This is a genomic window from Spirochaetota bacterium (genome assembly GCA_026414805.1).
Taxonomy (GTDB): Bacteria; Spirochaetota; UBA4802; order UBA4802; family UB4802; genus UBA4802.
In genome coordinates this window covers 18,094-39,429 of the sequence record JAOAIH010000024.1, presented here as the reverse complement: position 1 = coordinate 39,429, position 21,336 = coordinate 18,094, and the positions used below count along the sequence as shown (strand labels likewise).

The window sequence follows — 21,336 nt, the reverse complement described above, 5'->3', positions numbered from 1 at the left end:
ATTTTGTACAGGACACACTTGAGAATATGCTGCTTGCAGCAGGTGGGATGCATGCAAAAAACAAAAATGGAAAAATTTTTATAGCGTAAAACTATAAAAAAATAGTATCAAAAAGAATCATATTAAATTTTCTTTGCCACATTTATACAATTTTGTGTTATATTTATATATGAGCGATACTATATATAGTATATTATAATTGTTATAGATATGAGGTAGACAAATGCCTAATCAGATGCCTGAAAACTTGAAAAATATTAAAGATATAATAGATTTAGAAGATGAACTGCACAAAGTTTCTCCTGAGGCCGAACCTGTAGGTGGGAAGGCTGGTGTTAGGGCCAAACGAGGTGATATAAACTTCCAGTTGAAGCCTGAGGAACTTGAAAGCTATTTAAATAAATATATTGTTGGTCAGGAAGAAGCTGTTGAAATTATTGCCACAAAAATATGCACCCACTTTAACCGTATGCATCTTGAGCAGGAACTTCCCGAGGATGAAAAGATAGTTGGTAATATCAAGAGCAATATGCTGCTCATTGGTCCTACTGGTGTAGGTAAAACCTATATTATAAAACTGATTGCAAAAAAGATTGGTGTTCCGTTTGTGAAAGCTGATGCAACAAAGTTTAGTGAAACCGGTTATGTAGGAGGTGATGTTGAAGATTTAGTGCGCGAACTGGTACATGAAGCTGATGGTGATATTGCCAAAGCTGAGTATGGGATTATTTATCTGGATGAGATAGATAAGATAGCATCAAGCGGTACTGTGTATGGTCCGGATGTTTCTCGAGCCGGGGTGCAGCGTAATCTCCTGAAACTGATGGAAGAAGCAGATGTGGACCTCAAAACGCCACATGACCTTGCTTCCCAGGTAGAAGCAGCTATGGAAGCACAGCGTACAGGTAAAGTTACCCGCAAAAAGATAAATACCAAAAATATTTTATTTATAGTATCCGGAGCATTTAGTGGACTTGAAGATATTATCAATAAGCGTTTAAATAGGCAGGCAATTGGATTTGATAAATCACAAATCAGACGTGAGGATAGGCAAAGTGTCCTTAAAATGGTTAAGACTGAGGATTTGATTGAATATGGGTTTGAATCAGAATTTGTTGGTCGCCTTCCCGTTACTGTGGTCCTTAATGATCTTGATGAGGAAGGGTTATATAAAATATTAAAGAATAAATATAGCACTGTTGTAATGGGTAAAAAGCTGGATTTTAAGGCTTACGGCATTGAACTTGAATTTACAGATGAAGCTTTGAAAATGCTGGCTACAAAAGCGTATAATGAACGAACAGGTGCACGAGGGCTTTTGAGTGTATTTGAGAAAACGCTTATAAAATTTGAAAAAACTCTTCCATCTACAGATATAAAAAAGCTTGTGGTAAATAGGGAAGTTGTGGAATATCCCGAAGAAGTATTAAAACAAATATTATTGAGTGACAACATCCGCAAATTCCAGAAAGAATTTTTATTACAACATGGTATAGTAATGGAATTTGAAGATGAAGCATTGCACATTATCCAGGAAAAGGCACGTGCTGCAGGGATGAGTATAAAGCAGTTTTGTGATAATTTGTTTCATGATTACCCGTATGCTATAAAGTTAATGAATGCAGAACGCTTTGTCATTACTAAGGCTGCTGTTGAAGATCCTCAAGGGTATATTGATGAATATATCCGAAATTACTACAGCCAGAAAAAATAGATATATTACAAAATTTTATTGATTGACAATTATTAAAATATTAATATAATCATTGTAATGTAAGGGGGTGTGTATTTTTGCATGGTGAGAGGGAGTAATGGCTACCAATTCTATAAAGAAAAAGTCAAAGAAGAAATCCACACTATTTGATAAAGTTTTTACTATTATTATTCAATACAAAGAGACCGCTGTTTTTAAATGGGTATATAACCACCCCGGGATAGCAATGGGACTTGTTGCACTGTGGGGTATCCTTATTATTGTCATGTTCATGTGGTTTGTTATTTCTTTGGCTACCCCTTGATACACTGATATTCTTTAGCAACTAATTTCACCTGTGCAGTGAGATTTGATATATAGGCATTTCTTTCCTGATGTATAGTTCCTTTTTTATCATACTCCTCTTGAACAATTAATTGTATTGCTTTGTCAATATCTCCGTTTACTGTATTTAGATATTCAAGAAGTAGATTTTTGTATTGTTGTGTTGCTTTAATTGATGTGGTAAAGAAAGATACCACATCATCGTCGGTATATACAAATCCATGAGCTAAACATAGAATTTTTACATCAAGGGAAGCCATTTTTTCAAGCGATGCAAAATAGTCCTCATATGAGGATAAAAATTCAACTTGCACATTCTGTCCATCAGTACCTTCTGGAACGCCTACTGATTCACCAGGACAAAGCATTTTGATAGTGGGGAAATAATATGCCAAAGAATCGCGAGTATGACCAGGGACCTCATACACCTGACAGGGCATATTACCCAGGTCAATCGTATCACCTTCTTTAACTGGCAGTGCAATATTAAAATACGACAATGCCACATCTTCATTTCCGGTTATTTGAGAAAATACTGGCCTCTGTATATCACTCAATTGAGTCATATAGTCAATAACAGATTGTTTCGATAGTAACTTTTCAATACGTTCTGCACCAACAGTGGTTAACCCAGGTATTTTTTTTATAAGATAAGGTATAGCTCCCAGATGATCGTAGTGAGAATGGGTTATTGCAGCATAGTGCAGTTTTGGTGGATCACCCAGCAGTGAAACCAGGTCATGGTAATATTTTGGCGCAAGGAGGTTAATTCCTGCATCTACCATCATGGTGTAAAGATTACCCTTGATGACGTAAGAGGGATAGCCAATATGACCTATCGCATGACAGCAGTCATTAATTTTTCCCTGGGCAAAGAGTTTCATGGCAGCTCCTTTTAATATTAAGATTATGCTATGAGCTATCGCACTCAAGTATGGGATATACGAACTAGGATACAAAGTTTATAGGGCTACATGATACTTTCCACAAAATTTTTCAATAACATTTGGTAACTTCAAAAAATTTTATTATCTTGCGTAATAGTGATTATTTTTTTGTATTATTATGTTACCAAAGCTACATTGTTTGTAGGAAGGATGCTAAAGCTATATGGGATTTTCAAAAATAAAACAAAAAAGCATTGTATTGTTGCTGTTACTTCTATGGCCGTTGAGCATTTCAAGCTATGAGGTAAATATTTCAAGTGTCCGGCCCAATTTGATGAATATACGAACAACTAATGGAAAGTTGTATGCCTACATTGTTTTGCTGTTTAATGAAAATCCACATTTTGTGAATTTAATCCAAGCTGATAGCATTCCAGTTAAGCTTATGCAGACTCCTGGTTTTAATGTAGTGCAGTATGAAGCATATATACGAACACTTCAGGATCCTGCATTGAAAAATCTTGCCCAGCAAATTTTGCAGGTATATAAAGAACCAGATAAAATTAGCGATGCAGAATTAGAACAGCTTACACTGAAACTGGAGTCAAGGAATATTGTTTTGCGTTTTTCAAAAACAAAGGATGGTGGGGGATACAGGTATATGCTGGATTATTGTATATATGGAAAACGAAAACCTGTAACTATCAATCATCCCCTTTTCAATGTTAAAGAAAAAATATTTAATATACAGCCTTTAATTTATTACGATGAATTTTCAACCAGCAATTCAACTTTCTACTTTGACATGATATATATAAATCCCGATGAGGTTTATAATGATTATATAATTTCAAAGAGGATTATTGAAAACAAATCATGTGAAAATATGTTTTTTGTGGGCGCTCATGTTACAGAAGATATTAAGTACTGTATAAAAAAAGCATTTACCAGTAAGGAAACAATATTTGATGAAATCTGGAAAATGTTTGAAATTCATGAATTAACTCATAAGGTGTTGAATAATTACTATTTCTTCTTTGATCAGGTAACTGGAGAGGAGCTTGCACTCAGTAGCACTATTTATTACAATACCTATTTAGGACTGGCAATACTTTATAGCTATTTAGATTACAATACTATAAACCCTCATAGGATTGCGGGGACTAATTTCATAAAGTTTTTGTCATTATATACTTCAAACAGTGAATATATTGAAAAGCCTTCTCTTATTAAGCAATTACCGGCGGATGATATAAAAAAGATTGCAAAGCTTCACTTTGATACTACCATAAAAAATCTTAAATAGTAACATTAATTTCGCAAACGTATAGGGTTTTGCAGAGTCATTTTATCAAGGGAAAAACCTTCTTTGCCTGTATAGGCATTAGCATATTCTAGCACACTTCTCAGTTGCTGTGCTGTGATTTCCGTTCTTTGAGTAAACATTTCTTCTAGCTGTTTCCAGATCTGCACTGTTTTATCCCTAGCAATTTTAAAAAGGTCGTCTACTGACTCATAATGCAGTCCAGGCTCTCCGGTTGGAATAAACCATCGTTCCCTGTGTAAATTTAATATATGTCTGTTTATCCGTCTGCCATCGGGGTAGCGCACAAGAAAATCGCTGTAAACTTTTTTTTCAAAAAAACGTAATATTCTGATAAGCTGAGGGTTACGAGTTTTTTTAATCAAGTAGACTAGTGGTACACATTTCAGCGCAATGTCAAATATATCATAGGGCATATATGGGAATAGTGGATGATTAATTTTCAAAGAAGGATTAACATGGGCGATAGCTCCAGCAATTAAATCCTTGATTGCGCTATATTGCAGGGAGCCTTTTATTGGAATCATTGCTGCAAGATTATAGTCAAATGGATCCGAATTAAAATAGTATGCCATGTACTGGTCTACGGTATATTCAAACAGAAGATGCTGGTTCCTGTATAGTGCGGTTCTGTGATCCTTAAAAGTTGGAAATCCAGACCAATAAAAAACAAACGGATGAAATAGCGCATCAACCACCCAATGGGAGATATACCCATAGAAAAATCCTTTTTGATAGTATAGCCATTCATTAGGTTCATATGATACATGATGTAATATGGTATTAAACATGTTATGTATAATAAAAAGCCCATCATCCGAGTGTAAAAGATGTTTTATTAGATTTCCAAAAAATAGGTCTCTTTTGCCAGGGATATAGTCAAACAGGTTTGGAACCAGCAATCCTGCTAAGGAAGATGAAGTAAATAGATGATTTGAAAATTGTATATCTAAAATATGGGTGGCATAATTGGGATACTTTTGTTTCTTCAATGACTTTACTGATTCTATAAATATTCGTTGATGGGTAATTAATCCAGGCATAGGTATAAATTTTTGAGGGATTGAAAATCCCCCAAATATTGAGTTATCGTTTATGGCATTGCATACACAATGTAGGGGCTTTTCCACCTTTTGTCCTGTGGCAACCCAGACACTTGCTGTGTATGGCATTGTAACCCTTGTTCTGCGCTTCAAAGTGACAGCCGCTGTCACCACATTTTTTTGCAGTATTGCCGGTATGATGGCAAATTTTGCAATCAGTTATGCCTTTATTTTTATGTATCTGGTGGTCAAATGTCACGGTACCCTGTTTTGGAGCCAAACTGGTTTTTTTAACCTTTACCACTCCCTGTGCAACGATAATTGCAGGGATAAGGAGTGCAATGCAGCATACTATTAGCACATTTTTTTTGTTCATATAACCTCCACAATTAGAGTAGTAATAATTTTATAAAAAATATACAACCCTCTTTCGTTGACCATTAGGTATACAGTATATTGGTTTTGAAAAAATCATTAAAGAATAAATCTTGGAGTTAAACAGTTATTTACGGATATAGCTATCGTTTTCCCACATACCATCAAAAACGGTTCCATCTTTTAAAATCAGTTTGCCTTTACCATGGCGAGCGTCATCTTTCCACTCACCCTCATACCGTGTTCCATCAGCCCAGGTGTAAATTCCAAATCCATTCCTTTTGCCATCCAACCATGTGCCGCGGTAGCTATCCCCATTTTTCCATGTATATTCACCCTGGCCATTACGCATGTTGTTTTTGTAATTCCCACGGTAAACGTCACCATTATCAAAAGCATATTCACCAATACCCTCGCGTACGCTATTTTTAAAACTACCTTTATATGTACCGTTCTCATGAATGGTTGTACCAATACCATTATTGCAATCGCCTTCCTTGCAGTTTTTTGGTGCTGAAGCGCAACTTATAATAAAAATAAATAGAAACAACAATAACATATAATGCATTCTTTTCATAGTACCCTCCCAATAAAAGGCATGACTTTCTTTAGCGTATTTGTAATGAAGGCATTGTATAAAATGAATTAATATTACGCAAATAGTTTTTTAAAAAAAGGTGTTACGCTATAGCAGATGCATTGATGTTTTTTTAGGGATAGTAAGGTATAAATTTGTATATAAAATATTAATGAAGTTTTCAAATAGGTTGCTATAATGTTTAGGTAGCAATGGTATCTGATTATAATTTTAGCAGGGTGCTATTTAGCTTGAGATAGCATTTATTAAAGTTTTTTAAAGTAACAAGGTTTTAAAAAATGGATATTTAATGATAAAGGATAGAACAATGAATAATGATACTTTGGTAGATTTGACAACAATCAGGGAGTTACGTGAGGTAGAGACAGCATTACGAAATGAAATACAGGCGGCAAAAAGTGATATCATTCGTGATTTGCAGAAAAAAGAAGAATATCTTACTCATCTTATTCGTGTATTAATTGCAAAGGTTGATGCGCTGGAACAAGAAAGAAAAGAGGTACATCAGGAAATGCCAAAAACTAATAGCAGAAGATTATTTCGTTTATAATAATTAGAATATATAAATAATTTTTTTTGAAATGAATGAATAAATGTGATATCTAGTTACTATGGCCGCATGGGTGATGACCTCACCATGCGTTTCAATATAAAATTCCGTACCACAAGTACGGAATTTTCATTTTGTGACGCTTTCAATCCACTGCAAATAGTCTGATGACCCTCTTGTGACAGGTAACGCAATAATTTCAGCAACTTCGTAAGGGTGGATTTTTTTAATTGCTTCTTCAACTTCTTTATAGAGATCCTTTTTTGTTTTAATTACACAAAGCAATTCCCGATCATTACAGATTTCCCCTTTCCAGGTATAAATAGAAGTTAGCCCTGGAATAATGTTAACACAAGCAGCTAATTTATTTGAAACCAGGGTATTTGCTATCTCTAATCCCACCTGGTCACTTGGTACAGTGCAAAAGATAACGCAATATTCCATTGAGGCATCCTCCATCATTAGTATATGCACGGTAGTACTATCATGAATAGTTTTAGTATACTATTGATTTAATCCCAATCTCTTTTTTCTTCGGATTTCTGCTTCCTTGTATCGGCGTTTTTCTTCTTCGGTTTCGGGCTGCAAAGCCGGTACTTTTTTAGGTTTTCCTTTTTCATCAAGAGCTACATACGTAAGATATGCAGAGGCAGTATGCCGTACCTGTCCAGTGATAAAATTTTCGGCTTCAACTCTTACTCCAACTTCCATAGAAGTAGTGCCAACGTAATTAACACTAGCCTTAAGCCGCAACAGATCTCCAACATAGACAGGGCTGTGAAAATCTAACCTGTCAATAGAAGCTGTCACCACAAGGCATCCTGCATGCCGTGACGCAACAATACCTCCAGTATTGTCAATAAGCTTCATTATAGTACCACCATGAACATTGCCCGCAAGATTTGCATCTTGATGGGTCATCTGCTGTACAATTGTTATGGTGCTATCTTTTACAGTCTTGATATCCATACTGTATGTCCTTTCAAAATAAAAGTTTTGTTATAGTTACTGTTTTTTTATGTATAAAACTTAAAATTTTGCAACCAAAAAAACCAACATATAGTCATAACTAAAATGTATACAAAAGTATTGTAAAAGAAAGGATGTACAATGCCTGTTAACCGATCAGAACTACTATCATTCTATTCACATGCTGTGGGAGTAATTATTGCTATAGTGGGGTTGGTTATTTTAATTTTTACAGCCAGCACACCAATTATTCAGTTACTATCGGTTATATATGGCATTTCTGTAATTGTGCTGTTTACTGCAAGCACACTGTATCATGGATTAAAGCAGCATGAAGATGAGGACTCACTATGGAGAAGGCTTGACCATATGGCAATTTTTATAATGATTGCAGGAACATATACTCCCGTCTGCTATATCTATCTTGAATTTGGTACTGCCATGTATATTATTGCTGCTCAGTGGGTGCTGGTGGTACTGGGGATTATATTCAAGTTGTATTTTTTCAATGCACCGCGAATTGTATATACAGCAATTTATCTTGCAATGGGGTGGATGGCAATAATTGTCATTAAGGATATCATCAATGTGATGGATGCAATGTCATTATGGTATCTTTTTTTAGGTGGGGTTGCATTTACTGTTGGAGCATTGTTTTATATAGTGAAATGGCCAAAAAAGACTAACGGATATGTTGGATTCCATGAGATTTTTCATGGATTTATTCTGTTAGGTGCGTTTTTTCATTATATGATGGTATATCATGGTATACAACACATACAAACCATACATTAAATAATTCTTCTTATCAAAAATCCCCTTGTTGTACTATAAGATGTAATTTTTAAAAAAATTATATTACACTTGACGAAAATCTCATACGGGTAGTATTTTAGTTGTAATTATAGGGTTCCTTATATTTTTGGGATTGATTGGGGTTATGGTTTTAACTGATTATTTAAATAAAAAAACAATACTTGTTAATCCATCTGTAAAAGATAGATGGGAATTAATTGAGTCAATGCTTGATGTGGCAATTAAAAATAAAGCCGTCAAATCTGAATACCGGGAAACAATTAAAAAAACATTGTTTGAACGTGAAAAATCAATGAGTACGGGTATTGGAAAAGGAGTTGCGATACCTCATTGCAGTTGTCCCTATGTGGATGATGTAGTGATGATAATGGCATTGAGTAAAAAAGGAATTAATTTTGATTCTATTGATAATATGCCGGTACATATAGCCATACTTTTAATTGTTCCCAAAGACAAAATTTCGCAGCATATTAAAACACTTGCAAACATAGCCAAGCTTATGAGTGATGACACTCTGCGCGAAGCGCTTTCCAGTGCAAAGGATGCTCAGGATATTATGAAGATTTTGAAAGAGTATGAACAAAAAGGAAAAAAATAATAACCCACAAAGCCTGGTTTCTTCATTGTCGCTTGAAGAAGAGGATTTTGAAAAAAAATTACGACCGCAGAATCTTGATGAGTTTATAGGCCAGAAATCATTAACCGCAAATCTTCGTATTTTTATAGAATCAGCTAAAATGCGCCAAAAACCTCTGGACCATGTATTGTTAGCTGGGCCTCCCGGGCTTGGAAAAACTACTCTTGCTTTTATTGTTGCTAATGAGTTGGGTGTTAATATCAAGGCAACATCAGCACCGGCAATTGAAAAACCTGGCGACATGGCTTCAATGCTGACTAATTTAGAACCAATGGATGTTTTATTCATTGATGAAATTCACAGGTTATCACCTACCATTGAGGAACTGCTTTACAGTGCAATGGAAGATGGTGAGCTTGACATAATACTTGGGCAGGGTGTTGGCGCAAAAAGTATAAAATTACAATTGGCACCGTTTACCCTTATTGGAGCAACTACCCGCACAGGTCTGTTAACATCAGCACTACGCGATAGGTTTGGCATTCCACTAAGGCTTGACTATTATGAGATTGAAGATCTAGAAACAATAGCAAAGCGGACTGCAAAAATTATAGGGTGTTCTATAGATAATGCAGCAGCACAGGAAATAGCACGTCGCTCACGGCGAACACCCAGAATAGTAAACAGACTGGTTAAACGAGTTCTTGATTTTGCGATAGTTATGAAAAAAGAAACTATTGACCTAGAGATAGCTCAGTATGCGCTGGATAGGCTTCATATTGATGCATTAGGCCTTGATGATATGGATAGAAAAATACTTTCCACTATCATTGATAAATACGATGGTGGACCGGTTGGGATAAAAACTATTGCTATCTCAATAGGTGAAGAAATCACTACGCTGGAAGATTTTTATGAGCCGTATTTGGTTCAAATTGGCATGTTAAAACGGACACCGCGTGGCCGAGTAGCAGCACGGCTTGCGTATGAACATCTGCAACTGCCTTATAAAGGAATGGACGAATCCAGCCTTTTTTAAAACTTGCTTTTAAAATCGAATTACTTTTGTTGCTTTCATTAATATTTCAATAATGGTATACATATTAGAAATAATGCCCACCTTCAATGTTTCTTTGCGTTTGTAAAAATCAAGACATGTCCCGCAATTGATAATCTGTACCCCCTTTTTCTCAATTTCCTGCAATGCAGGTAGTACTTTTGATCCCTCAGTGGTCAAAAATATACCTGAATTAACAAAAATCATGGTGGACGGTAACATGTTTGTCTCATTAATGGTATTGATAAATGAATGGATTAAAAGCTCACTCAATTCTTTTGGCCCCTGGCCAAATTCATTTGAGGTAAAAAAGAATACTGTATTTTCAGTTACAGTATCTGTCTTTTCAGTCTGTGGAAAAGAAAGTGTTTGTTCTTTTAAGATACTTTTATGCAATTGCAGTAAAAAATAATCATCCTGTCTGGTTGTTGTTACTGAATATCCGCTATTTTCTGCAAATCGTGTTACATTTCCAACCGCTGTTTCATTGCTTACCAAAACGATAAGATTATCAGGATTAGACTTTTCAATTTCAGCTTTAGTTAATAAAACTGGTTTTGGGCATTCCAGCCCTCGTGCATCAACTTGCTTCATGGCTATCTCCTCCTATAAAAAATTTTTTTAATAAGATATTGACCAGTTACTATTGGTTAATGTATTACGTACAAATTGGTATAACAAATATACCACATTGCAATTTTGTAACCATGTGGTATATTTATTGTACTTGATGGCAATTGTAAAATCTTTTTAGTTGATAGGGAATTTAATGGATAAAGTATTCAAAAGAGATTTTAAATACAGGGAAATACCCTATAACTATACTTCGTTTTCGGATAGGGAGATAATCCTCAAGTACTTTGATCTTGAGACGTGGAATCTTGTGCAGGCACTCAGGGAAAAGCGGCGGACAGGCAGAAGCGCAAAGCTTCTTTTTGAAAACATAGGTGATATTTTTATTATAGATAGAAACCCCTATATTCAATATGACATTGTGGAAAATCCTGCCAAGCTTAAAAGGTTGTATAAGCGGCATCAGCGCAGGCTTGCAACTGTAAAAGAAGGAGCTGGTGGCGATCCCCAGGTTCTTGATTTTATTTCAAAAATTGAAAAATTAGATGATAAGTTTTTCAAAAAGTTAAAAGACACAAGAAAGCTTCAAGAAAAGATTTTTAATAAATTGAAACACATAACTGCAGCTGGGAATATACATTTCAGTCCGTTTCATTTAGCTGCACATGTTACTGATGCAACAGACTGGCGTGTGGAGTATCCAGTTGTAGTAGTATATCCTGACTCAGCACGTGAAATTCAGGAGCTTGTAAAAGCAGCCAAAAAATTACATCTTGTTATTATTCCTCGTGGCGGTGGCACAGGGCTTACTGGTGGAGCTATTCCTTTGCTACCTAATACAATGATAATTAATACTGAAAAGCTAAACCGCATTGGGTCAATTGAAACAACAGTGATAAATGGGAAAGAGATTCCAACTATCACTGTTGATGCAGGTGCAGTAACCGAAGATGTAATAAACTTTTGTGAACATCAGAAGTATATTTTTGCCACAGACCCTACATCAGCATGGGCATGTACCATTGGAGGCAATATAGCTGAGAATGCTGGTGGCAAAAAATGCGTCATGTGGGGAACATGTATAGATAATATACTTTCATTTGATATAGTAGATCACAATGGTGAAATAGTAACAGTACGTAGAGTGAATCATCCCTATAGGAAAATTTTGCCTGAAGATGAAGTTGTCTTTACTGTAGAGAAGAATAAAAAGCTGGTAAAAACCATAACTCTGTCGGGTCTTGACATACGTAAAAAAGGACTTGGCAAAGATATTACCAACAAGGCACTTGGTGGATTGCCTGGATTACAGAAAGAAGGATGTGATGGTATCATTGTTAGCGCAACGTTTGTTTTATATAGGCCATTTAAACATACGCGTACAGTATGTTTTGAATTTTTTGGCAATAATATGATTAATGCCTCAAAAGCAATCGTTGAAATTGTTAAAACTTTTGAGAATGACCCTGTTGTGTTTTTAACAGCGCTTGAGCATTTTGATGAACAATATGTGAAGGCAATACAATATAAAAACAAATCTGCAAGAACCGAGATACCTAAAGCAGTGCTGGTGGTTGATATTGAGAGCGATGATGAAGCACGGCTGGAGAAATCTGCAGTTGAGTTGGTGGCAAAAGTTAAGCAATACAACACTGAAGGAATTATTGCAAAGGATGCAGAAACACGAGAAAAATTTTGGCAGGACAGAAAAAATTTAAGTGCTATTGCCAAACATACCAATGCATTCAAGCTAAATGAAGATATTGTAATACCACTGGAAAAGTTGCAGGATTTTTCTGATTTTATTGAAAAGTTGAATATAACTAAAGAATTAGAAAATAATATTCAAATTATTGGTGCACTCATTGATTTTTTAAACGAGAGAGTTACAGTTGAAGAAGATGCAGTATGTGTGGAACGCTGCAAGATAGGCATTGGTCAGTTACTATCCCAACAATCCCGTTATAGTGATATTCTTACCAATCTTGATACTCCAGCCAAAGATTATTTCAAATATGATTCGGAATATGCACTAAGGATGAATACTGTCTTTCAACTCATCCAGAATAACGAGATGAGCATAGATTTTTCAAAAGAAGTTGATGAACCATTACAAAAACTTTTTTACGGTTATGATGACATACTAACACAAATACAGAAGGTAAAACAAGCAACATTAAAGCGTCGCATTGTTGTTGCTACTCATATGCATGCCGGTGATGGCAATGTACATGTTAATATCCCTGTTCATTCTAATGATTACCTTATGATGAGGGATGCAGATGAGACTGCAGCAACAGTTATGCGCCAGACTGTGGCATTGGGCGGTGTAGTAAGTGGTGAGCATGGCATAGGACTTACAAAAATTCGTTTTATTGATGATGAAACGTTACAGAAATTTGCTGAATATAATAAAACTGCCGACCCTGAAGATCTATTCAACCCTCTTAAATTGACGCGAGATTTTAACCTTGAAACTATCTATACGCCATCATTTAATCTTCTTGAAAATGAGGCCTTTATTTTAAAGGCTACTGACCTTGAGACAGTATTCAATTCAATTGCAACATGTATTAGATGCGGCAAGTGTAAATCGGTATGTAATACACATTATCCTGATGCAGTTGTCTTCTACAATCCACGAAATAAAATTTTGGCGACAGCTCTTATCATGGAAGCTGTGCTGTATGATATTCAGACTTCCACTTCGTTGAGCTTCAAGCATTTTAACAATCTGCGTGAGATATCAAATTATTGTACGATATGCCATAATTGCCAAAAACCATGCCCAGTTGCTATCGATTTTGGGAATATCACATTGAATATACGGTCGATCCTTGAGGAACGGCGAAAATCAACATTTAAGCCTGTGACATCATTCACATTATTTTATTTAAAGCAGAAGGGCTATTATATAAACAAGATATTCAGGATCGTTCTTCTGAAATGGGCCTACAGCATGCAACGTCTGGGTTTTTATGTTGCAAGGCCCTTCTGGCGTGTACTTCATCTTGTTACACCTTATATAGCAATGATGCTCAAAGGCAAACTGCCAAAATCAGGAAACAAAACACTTCGTGATGAGTTAAAGTTAAAAAGCAGCAATACCTTTTATGTTTTTAGGAATAAAAGTAAACCGGTAATAAAAACTGTAGTTTATTTCCCGGGATGTGGTTCGGAGCGTATGTTCCCTGAAATAAGCATGGCAACAATTGCACTTCTCTATAATGCAGGCGTAAGGGTCATTATTCCACCAACATATTTATGTTGCGGATACCCAATGAAGGCCAATGGCAAGCTTGACCATGCACGAATTAAATCCAATGAAAATAGGGTTATATTCCACAGAATGGCCGATACATTTTCGTACATGGAAATTGTTGACATTGTTGTTTCATGTGGCACTTGCTATGAAATGTTGTCCGATTATCAGCTGGAGAATGTCTTCAGAGGGGCAAAACTTATTGATATTAATGAGTTCATTGCCCGTGAGGGATTGTATTCTTTGTCAATAAGCGATACACTGATTTACCATGAACCATGCCATACGCCAATGAAATTATTTGGGTATCAGAAAACATTCACAAAACTATTTAATACAAAACCTATACCTGTGCCCAACTGTTGTGGAGAGGGTGGCACACTAGCATTGTCTACTCCTGATATATCCAATAGCTTGCGTGAAAGAAAAGAAACCAATATCAGGACCAGTGTAAAAAAGAAAAATGTTCAGGTGCTCACAACCTGTCCAAGCTGTGTACAGGGTTTATGTAAGATTCAGGATACCGTTAAGGTTACCGGGAAATCCTTAGTTATATATCTGGCCGAACAATGTTTAGGTAAAAGTTGGAAAAAAGAATTTATAAAAAATGTTCGTTCACAGGGTTTTGACAGATATATTTATTAAAGTTGTAAAAAAAGCATGTTACACTATTACCTTGTTCCTATACAACTCGTCAATTTGTTGAGATGTATATCCAAGTTTCTTTTCTAAAATTATGCGGGTATGCTCGCCACAAGAAGGAGCGGGCATTCGTATATTTTGTTCACATTCAGAAAGCTTAAAGGGGAACCCGGGAATGTCTATTGCTCCAAACTGAGGGTGTTCTATTTTTTGAAACATTTGACGCATTTGTAAATTAGTATCGTGATTTACCTGCCAGCTTGTATATGCAATGCCGCAGGGGATTTTTTTCTGTTCTAATATTTTGATAATTTCCTCCGATGTTTTTGTTTGTGTCCACTGTTCAATAATTGATACAGCTTCTTTATGATTTTTTATCTGTACAATAATATTGTCAAATTTGGGATCATATGCCATTTCAGGTTTGCCTATTATTTCAGTTAAATCCTTCCATTGTCTTTTAGTTAATGCCACAATTGCCACTTTACCATTCTTTGACCTAAAAAATCCATAAAACGGCATTCTGTCTTGTGAATTGAGGATGTCCTTTGGATTTCTTCCAAGAGCTTTCTCAACTTCAGGAAGAATGGGTTCAAGAGCTTTATCCATCATAGCTCGATAATTATTAAAATACATCACATCCTGCATGGAAATATCAATAAATTGTCCCTTACCAGTTTGCATCCTGTATATAATAGCTAGAAGAATAGCAATTGCAGCATACGCTCCAGTGACCAAATCACCCCAGTAATTATCAGGCATACGAAATGTTTCTTGATCATTCCAGAACAATCCGCCTGTTGCCTGGGCAATTATGTCAAAGGCAGCACGCGTGGGGTTTTCACCTGTTGTGCCAAAACCGGAAATAGCAGCATATATAATATCAGGTTTAATTTTTTTTATATCATCATATCCTAACCCTGTTTGTTCAAGGGAGCCAGGCACAAGATTGTGAACAAATACATCAGCGCAAGCAGCAAGCTTTTTAATAATTTCACTTCCTTTAGGGTCATGCCAGTTAACTGCTATTCCGTATTTATTACGGTTGAAAACTGAGTAACAGCGTTCAGCTCCAGCCATTAATTTAAAGATAAGACGAAGAGTGTCCCCCTGTGGTGGTTCAACTTTGATCACTTCAGCTCCCATATCTGCAAGTATTTGGGTGCACCGTGAACCAGAGATGAATTGTGTAATATCAATCACAGTGATGTTTGATAAAATCATACAATACTCCTGACAATAGCATTAATATAAAACATGAAAAAAGAACAATATCAAGTACTTTATATTTTACAGTATGACTGAATGAAGTTGGTAAATTAAATTATTAATTGTTGCATTTTGCGTTATCATGCGTTATTAATACTTTGATTCTGATGATGTGAGGAAACTTTGTTAATGCAGATAGTATATAGATCGCTGGATGTATTTTTTTTGGTATTCCATACTGCATTCACAGTATTTAATATGTTTGGCTGGATATCAATAAAAACCAGGAAAGTACATTGTGCAACAATGTTGATCACTGGCTGTTCGTGGTTTATACTAGGTATATGGTATGGTTGGGGGTATTGCTTCTGTACAGATTGGCACTGGCAGGTAAGAGAAAAATTAGGATATCCAGTGCTTTTTAATTCATATATTCAGTTCATGGTTCACGAGATAACAGGTTACGTTCCTGATGCCAATTTAACAGATACTGTTGTTGCAAGCGTATATTTTTTATGCTTGTTTATAACAGTACTGTTGAATATCCGTGATTATTGGAATGCACATAGAATAGTGCAATAAATAAAAAACCCGATGGTATATCGGGTTTTTGTAAAATACAACGTGCAAGTATACAAAAAGCTTTATAACTGTCAGATGTTGTATTTATCGAATGGTTCTTACTGAAACTGCTCTGGGTCCTTTTTCACTCTGTTCAATTGAAAATTCTACACGATCTCCTTCAAAAAGAGTTTTAAACCCTTCGCCAGCAATCCCTGAATGATGAACAAAAACATCTTTTCCGTCATCCTGAGATAGAAAGCCATAGCCTTTGCTTTCATTGAACCATTTTACTGTACCTTTTGCCATTGTATGACACTCCCTAATAATAATTTGATATAACAGGCTATAATACCCGTTACTGTTGAACATCCTGTATGTACTGTTTTAACTTACCAATGTGTAAAGGAAGGAAAAACGAAGTAATTAAGAGGATACCAACTGTGTTGTCACATTAAGTGTAGCAAATAAATTGTCAAACAAAATATATTTTTCTTTTTTTACTAAATTTTTTCTAAAGTTTAAGGAATGACAAGTATTGTAATTTATTTTAACATTTTCATAAAAATGCCGATTAATCGTATAGGGTATAAAGTAAATTACAACTAAAGAGGAATATTTACCATGAGACTTATTGAAACCCTAGAAATAAAGTTGGATGAGCTCAGTCATAAGTATGGGCTGGTTGCATTGAAAGGTGGGACAGAAGTTGAAGATATGACTTTTGATGAATTGCTATTCCTGAGGCAAATAGCTATTAATCTGCCAGTTATTGTCAAGATAGGTGGTCCTGAAGCTAGAAATGATATACGATATTGCAAGTCAATACATATTGATGGGGTGTTGGCGCCAATGATAGAATCAGAATATGGACTTGAAAATTTTATTTCTGCTGTGAAGGACATTTATAATAATCACAGTTTACCATATCTTGCAGTAAATATTGAAACGATTACTGCATATCATAATCTTGTGGCCATTTGTTCAAATCCATATTTTTCGTATATACAACAGGTTACAGTTGGACGAAGTGATCTTTCACAGTCCATGAAAAAGGGTGTAGATGATGAAGATGTATTGTATGCTACTGCACATATTGTGAAGACTGCAAAATTAGCTGGAAAAGTAACTTCTGTGGGCGGACAGATAAATCCTTCAAATGCAGAACTGGTTAAAAAAGTTATAGACCCGGATAGAATTAATACCCGACATCTTGTTTTTGACTGTAAAAAAGCTACGAATATAGCAAAATCAATACAGTTGGGACTGGAATTTGAACTAGATTTATATAGAGCTTTCTCAAATGTTGAGCCAGGAAAGAGCCACATCTATCATAAAAGGATAGCTGTCACATCAGACAGATTGGCAGTAGTGTGATATGAGATAAATGATGATGGTTTTAAAATAATTTTGTTTAAAAAGCTTGACTAAATCCTCACTTTTTAGCGATATCCTCACAAATTAATAAAACTTCAATAGCTAATGTTAAAAGAGGCTTTTGTATGTCTTCAGTATTTGTTATTATAATGGTGACTGCTTCGCTTTTAGTTTTGTTTATTCTTCCCAAAATTGAAGGCAATGCAGGAAAATATGATGTTAGCACTAACTGGCAGTCAGTATGGAAAGAACGTTTAAAGATTGATAATTAAAAGGGAAAAATATACATAAAAATAATTGTTATAACATGTAATAATGTTGCCTGTACCAGCGATTGTACCCTGCTATATATAAAACCTATTATTGTCCCAATTGTAAAAAGCAGTAGTGCAAGGTATAATGAATGAGCTGCTATACCTATTATGCTGTACAGCAGTGCAGATGCAACTATTCCCCCATACTTACCTAAGAAAAACGAAAGGTTGTATTGAACAAAACCTCTGAAAAAAAGCTCCTCACAGGGTGAAATAATTGCTATTAAAACAAGCAGTGACTCTAAGGATGTGACATTGCCCTGGTAGAAATTAAGCAATTGAGGAACTTGCGTAAAATGAACTGCAATATTACGGATGGGTATAAGTGTTATAACCATGACTATAAGATAGAATATTTTTTTTTCAAAAGGAAAATCGAAGGAAAAAATACGGTCTTTAGTGAGTAATCGTTCATCCAGATACTGTGAAATAATAATTAATAATAAAAGTGCAATACTGTATTGATAAAGTAAAGAAAAAAAAGAATAATGGAGTACCCATTTGAGCAAAGGATACAGCAATAGCATGGGTATAAATACTTTCCATGATGGCCTATACTGTGCATATGGATTGTCAAGCTTAACCATGTATAAATAATTCTTTTTAAAATTTTCTTGGTCAAGCAATTAATTACAGGAGGTGTGATTTTTTTATTTGATAAAGAATTGTTTTTAGATTAAGTGCCAAAAATTGTTTCTTTTTATTAAATTTTTTTAGTAATTATAAAAATATTCTCTTCACCGTTTAAAATTTTTATTCATCCAGCGTATTTATTAATAAAAATAAAAAAATATGGAGATAACAATGCGCTGGATACTTTTATTACTTTATATTTTTGTCCCTGCCGTACTATACGCTCAATTAATCATTAACGAAATTGCATGTAATGTGTCTAAAAGCGATTGGGTTGAGCTGTTTCTTTCTTCCAATCAACCATTAAGCATGGATATTTCTTCACTATATGTAACCATGTATTATGGTACCAATGAGCCACTGTCACAAAACCCTGTTACTATCGTTAGCTATGATAGAGCTGAAACACCATGGGATGATCGTTTTATTGTAGTACATTTAACAGACCCTGTAACTGTAGATGAATGTGACAAAACCGGGGATACCAATGGCAACGGTGTGCTTGATGTATATTGCAACAATTATAGCAGCAGCCTATGGAATACTGACTGTGTAGTTGCTATTGATACTGATGATGATCCCGCAAATGGTGGTATCATTGATTTTGTGGCCTATTCAAACAGGGATGGTACGCTCAACCAATCTATACGTCAGTATATGGCACATGCACTACAGCACGGCCAGTGGGCTGGTATAGCATCAGAAGAATACATGGTTGATATAGGTAAAAGCGGTCTTCTTGAATACCAGAGTATTATAAGGCATAAAGCCACTGATTTAAATTCGTTGAATGATTTTGTACTTACGCAATACCAAACTCCCGGGCGACCAAATATTTTACCTGTTAGCCACGCAGAAGATGATTTCATCAAATTGAATACAACAATGACTTTTATCAAAGGAGCTGTCGCCCCCTTTACTGTTTTTATACTTCAACCGTGCAGTTTCAGGATTCGCCTGTTTTCCTCTATAGGGCATAAAGTTTATGAAAGTCCACTTATTATGGCATCACCGGGATTTTTTAATCTTGATTGGGCAAAGCATATAAAAAGGATACGGTGTGGTTTATACCTTGGCACTGTAGAGGCACAGAATAGCAAAGACCGTCAGCGCGTAGAATTTTATTGCATTGTGGCAGAGTGATGGCTTCTTTGCTTATTTCATTATTTTTTATTGTGGAAGCGTTTGATACTGCACAGCCAATTGCATGCAGTATGTGGGCGATAGCTCCTGCATATCAGTCTGTACCTGCTTCATTTATGACTGGTGTAACGTATGCCAATCCATTTGGATATGCAAACCTGTATAGTACCAGTTCATTCATATATTATACTTTTGATGGGTATTCAACAGGAATTCAGTGGCAGCATTTTGGTATTTCTGAATATCGCGAAGACACTGTAAGCTTTTGTACAAACATGGCGATAGCTCAATGGATACATGTTGGTGTGGAACTACATGATTATATACTCACAATCAATACAGATCAGTTAACAAAAAACCAAAGCTTTTATGATTATGGGATTAATTGTACTATCATCCCGTTGGACAAATTAGAAATTCTTGTTATGCAAAATAATATCAGAAATTTCCAAAAAGATGGGTATATCCCCTCTGAAACGATTGTTGCTCTGCGAACTCAATTTTTTGAAGGATGCACTGTAGAGTATGAATTTCATTACGGTGACTATGCTACCCAGGTTTTCAGAATTAACGGATACATTACTCGGTATTGTGCTGTGAATATAGATTATAGCCCTGAGCTAAATACTTCTTCAGCAGGAGTTAATATAATCTGGAATACACTATTATTCCAGTATAAATTGAAGCATCACTCATTTTTAGGTAATACTCATACCTTTAGTATTGTGTATTCACTTAAAGGGTTCATATATACATCTACTGATAAACCTTTGAGAAAGCAAGCACATAAAATCGATATACAGACATGCACTGTAGATGAATTGAAACAATTGGAAATTATACCAGAGAACATGTGCCAGCGTATAGTAAAGTATCGTTCGATGTTTGGTCCAGTCAGCATTCATTCTTTGTATCAGTTGGGTTTTACAACACAGCAAATACAAGAAATACAGGAATATGTATGTAATTTTCATGAGCTGGGGAAAAGTGATCATGACAACGATGAAAAGAGCAATAAAATGGTACACAATAAATTTATATCAAGTGATGAAAAAAATAAAAAAATTAAAAAGCTTTTTCAGGCCATGATTACAGCTGAAATCCCAGCATACATTGCACTATCACTGGCTGAAGAATATCAGAAAAATGGTGAAGATAGTTTATTGCGATCACCTCTTTTCAAAAGTTTACCGTTACATCAGCAAAGTGTGGTTAAAAGGGTATGTGGAGTACAGTGAGAATTTGGTGCCTTGTGTATTGTTGTGTACTGTATACCACATCTCTGGATGCTGTGCAGAGCATATCAATTGAATACAGGCAGGATGCACTGGATTATGGTATGGAAAAAAAACACTTTCTCCGTGTTGGTGCAACAGTGAAAACAGATA

General features: G+C 35.4%; 23 protein-coding genes. 13 read left to right on the top strand and 10 right to left on the bottom strand.

Features of this window, described 5'->3' with window-relative positions; translation table 11 throughout:
* Nucleotides 1–223: 223 nt before the first annotated feature.
* The gene (locus tag N3F66_06775; GenBank protein ID MCX8123853.1) at nucleotides 224–1,714 is read left to right on the top strand and encodes an AAA family ATPase; all 1,491 of its coding nucleotides are present in this window, start codon (nucleotides 224–226) and stop codon (nucleotides 1,712–1,714) included.
* Between the two features lie 97 nt (nucleotides 1,715–1,811).
* Nucleotides 1,812–2,018 (top strand): hypothetical protein, encoded by a 207-nt coding sequence (locus N3F66_06770; GenBank protein MCX8123852.1) that lies wholly within the window; start codon nucleotides 1,812–1,814, stop codon nucleotides 2,016–2,018.
* Here the strand turns inward: N3F66_06770 and N3F66_06765 are convergent.
* The gene (locus tag N3F66_06765) at nucleotides 2,008–2,922 is read right to left on the bottom strand and encodes an MBL fold metallo-hydrolase (GenBank protein MCX8123851.1); all 915 of its coding nucleotides are present in this window, start codon (nucleotides 2,920–2,922) and stop codon (nucleotides 2,008–2,010) included. The two genes, N3F66_06770 and N3F66_06765, sit on opposite strands and share 11 nt — an antisense overlap.
* A 226-nt stretch (nucleotides 2,923–3,148) precedes the next feature.
* On the opposite strand from N3F66_06765, the gene N3F66_06760 reads away from it, so the two are divergent.
* Entirely contained in the window at nucleotides 3,149–4,231 is a 1,083-nt protein-coding gene (locus N3F66_06760) for a hypothetical protein (GenBank protein ID MCX8123850.1), read from the top strand.
* A gap of 5 nt (nucleotides 4,232–4,236) precedes the next feature.
* Here N3F66_06760 and N3F66_06755 read toward each other — a convergent pair whose 3' ends face one another.
* The 3 genes from N3F66_06755 to N3F66_06745 all read right to left on the bottom strand — a co-directional run bounded on the left by N3F66_06755 (nucleotide 4,237) and on the right by N3F66_06745 (nucleotide 6,244).
* A complete protein-coding gene (locus N3F66_06755) occupies nucleotides 4,237–5,421 on the bottom strand; it encodes a hypothetical protein (protein ID MCX8123849.1) in 1,185 nt (394 codons plus the stop codon).
* The gene (locus N3F66_06750) at nucleotides 5,336–5,668 is read right to left on the bottom strand and encodes a cytochrome c family protein (GenBank protein ID MCX8123848.1); all 333 of its coding nucleotides are present in this window, start codon (nucleotides 5,666–5,668) and stop codon (nucleotides 5,336–5,338) included. The genes N3F66_06755 and N3F66_06750 overlap by 86 nt, the downstream gene beginning before the upstream one ends.
* Nucleotides 5,669–5,794: 126 nt before the next feature.
* Nucleotides 5,795–6,244: a hypothetical protein gene (locus tag N3F66_06745; protein MCX8123847.1), complete on the bottom strand. Its 450-nt coding sequence runs from the start codon at nucleotides 6,242–6,244 to the stop codon at nucleotides 5,795–5,797.
* Nucleotides 6,245–6,572: 328 nt separating this feature from the next.
* Here N3F66_06745 and N3F66_06740 point away from each other — a divergent pair, with 328 nt between their 5' ends.
* On the top strand, nucleotides 6,573–6,815 hold the full coding sequence (locus tag N3F66_06740) for a hypothetical protein (GenBank protein ID MCX8123846.1): 243 nt from the start codon (nucleotides 6,573–6,575) through the stop codon (nucleotides 6,813–6,815).
* A gap of 129 nt (nucleotides 6,816–6,944) precedes the next feature.
* Here the strand turns inward: N3F66_06740 and N3F66_06735 are convergent, their stop codons facing one another.
* Complete coding sequence (locus N3F66_06735) at nucleotides 6,945–7,259, bottom strand: divalent-cation tolerance protein CutA (GenBank protein MCX8123845.1); 315 nt, start codon at nucleotides 7,257–7,259, stop codon at nucleotides 6,945–6,947.
* A 60-nt stretch (nucleotides 7,260–7,319) separates the two neighbouring features.
* A complete protein-coding gene (locus tag N3F66_06730; GenBank protein MCX8123844.1) occupies nucleotides 7,320–7,784 on the bottom strand; it encodes an acyl-CoA thioesterase in 465 nt (154 codons plus the stop codon).
* Between the two features lie 141 nt (nucleotides 7,785–7,925).
* Here N3F66_06730 and N3F66_06725 point away from each other — a divergent pair, with 141 nt between their 5' ends.
* From N3F66_06725 to ruvB, 3 genes are all read left to right on the top strand, one after another.
* On the top strand, nucleotides 7,926–8,579 hold the full coding sequence (locus N3F66_06725; GenBank protein ID MCX8123843.1) for a hemolysin III family protein: 654 nt from the start codon (nucleotides 7,926–7,928) through the stop codon (nucleotides 8,577–8,579).
* A gap of 145 nt (nucleotides 8,580–8,724) precedes the next feature.
* Entirely contained in the window at nucleotides 8,725–9,198 is a 474-nt protein-coding gene (locus tag N3F66_06720; GenBank protein MCX8123842.1) for a PTS sugar transporter subunit IIA, read from the top strand.
* Complete coding sequence (gene ruvB / locus N3F66_06715; GenBank protein ID MCX8123841.1) at nucleotides 9,176–10,216, top strand: Holliday junction branch migration DNA helicase RuvB; 1,041 nt, start codon at nucleotides 9,176–9,178, stop codon at nucleotides 10,214–10,216. Before N3F66_06720 ends, ruvB begins: the two co-directional genes overlap by 23 nt.
* A 9-nt stretch (nucleotides 10,217–10,225) precedes the next feature.
* On the opposite strand, the gene yedF is transcribed toward ruvB, so the two are convergent.
* Nucleotides 10,226–10,828 carry a sulfurtransferase-like selenium metabolism protein YedF gene (gene yedF / locus N3F66_06710; GenBank protein ID MCX8123840.1) on the bottom strand — a complete coding sequence of 201 codons (603 nt, stop codon included), beginning with the start codon at nucleotides 10,826–10,828 and terminating at the stop codon, nucleotides 10,226–10,228.
* 175 nt (nucleotides 10,829–11,003) lie between these two features.
* Here yedF and N3F66_06705 point away from each other — a divergent pair, with 175 nt between their 5' ends.
* Nucleotides 11,004–14,714: a DUF3683 domain-containing protein gene (locus N3F66_06705; protein ID MCX8123839.1), complete on the top strand. Its 3,711-nt coding sequence runs from the start codon at nucleotides 11,004–11,006 to the stop codon at nucleotides 14,712–14,714.
* A gap of 18 nt (nucleotides 14,715–14,732) precedes the next feature.
* Here N3F66_06705 and N3F66_06700 read toward each other — a convergent pair whose 3' ends face one another.
* Entirely contained in the window at nucleotides 14,733–15,935 is a 1,203-nt protein-coding gene (locus N3F66_06700; GenBank protein ID MCX8123838.1) for a CoA transferase, read from the bottom strand.
* A gap of 174 nt (nucleotides 15,936–16,109) precedes the next feature.
* On the opposite strand from N3F66_06700, the gene N3F66_06695 reads away from it, so the two are divergent.
* Entirely contained in the window at nucleotides 16,110–16,502 is a 393-nt protein-coding gene (locus tag N3F66_06695; GenBank protein MCX8123837.1) for a DUF2784 domain-containing protein, read from the top strand.
* Nucleotides 16,503–16,586: 84 nt separating this feature from the next.
* Here N3F66_06695 and N3F66_06690 read toward each other — a convergent pair whose 3' ends face one another.
* Nucleotides 16,587–16,790 carry a cold shock domain-containing protein gene (locus tag N3F66_06690; GenBank protein MCX8123836.1) on the bottom strand — a complete coding sequence of 68 codons (204 nt, stop codon included), beginning with the start codon at nucleotides 16,788–16,790 and terminating at the stop codon, nucleotides 16,587–16,589.
* Nucleotides 16,791–17,105: 315 nt separating this feature from the next.
* Between N3F66_06690 and N3F66_06685 the strand changes: the two genes are divergently transcribed.
* On the top strand, nucleotides 17,106–17,858 hold the full coding sequence (locus N3F66_06685) for an aldolase/citrate lyase family protein (GenBank protein MCX8123835.1): 753 nt from the start codon (nucleotides 17,106–17,108) through the stop codon (nucleotides 17,856–17,858).
* A gap of 125 nt (nucleotides 17,859–17,983) precedes the next feature.
* Nucleotides 17,984–18,130: a hypothetical protein gene (locus N3F66_06680; protein MCX8123834.1), complete on the top strand. Its 147-nt coding sequence runs from the start codon at nucleotides 17,984–17,986 to the stop codon at nucleotides 18,128–18,130.
* On the opposite strand, the gene N3F66_06675 is transcribed toward N3F66_06680, so the two are convergent.
* Nucleotides 18,127–18,759 (bottom strand): CPBP family intramembrane metalloprotease, encoded by a 633-nt coding sequence (locus N3F66_06675; protein ID MCX8123833.1) that lies wholly within the window; start codon nucleotides 18,757–18,759, stop codon nucleotides 18,127–18,129. The two genes, N3F66_06680 and N3F66_06675, sit on opposite strands and share 4 nt — an antisense overlap.
* A 217-nt stretch (nucleotides 18,760–18,976) precedes the next feature.
* Here N3F66_06675 and N3F66_06670 point away from each other — a divergent pair, with 217 nt between their 5' ends.
* A complete protein-coding gene (locus N3F66_06670) occupies nucleotides 18,977–19,948 on the top strand; it encodes a hypothetical protein (GenBank protein MCX8123832.1) in 972 nt (323 codons plus the stop codon).
* Nucleotides 19,948–21,186, top strand: coding sequence for a helix-hairpin-helix domain-containing protein (locus N3F66_06665; GenBank protein ID MCX8123831.1), 1,239 nt, complete (start codon nucleotides 19,948–19,950; stop codon nucleotides 21,184–21,186). Before N3F66_06670 ends, N3F66_06665 begins: the two co-directional genes overlap by 1 nt.
* The last annotated feature ends 150 nt before the right edge of the window (nucleotides 21,187–21,336 follow it).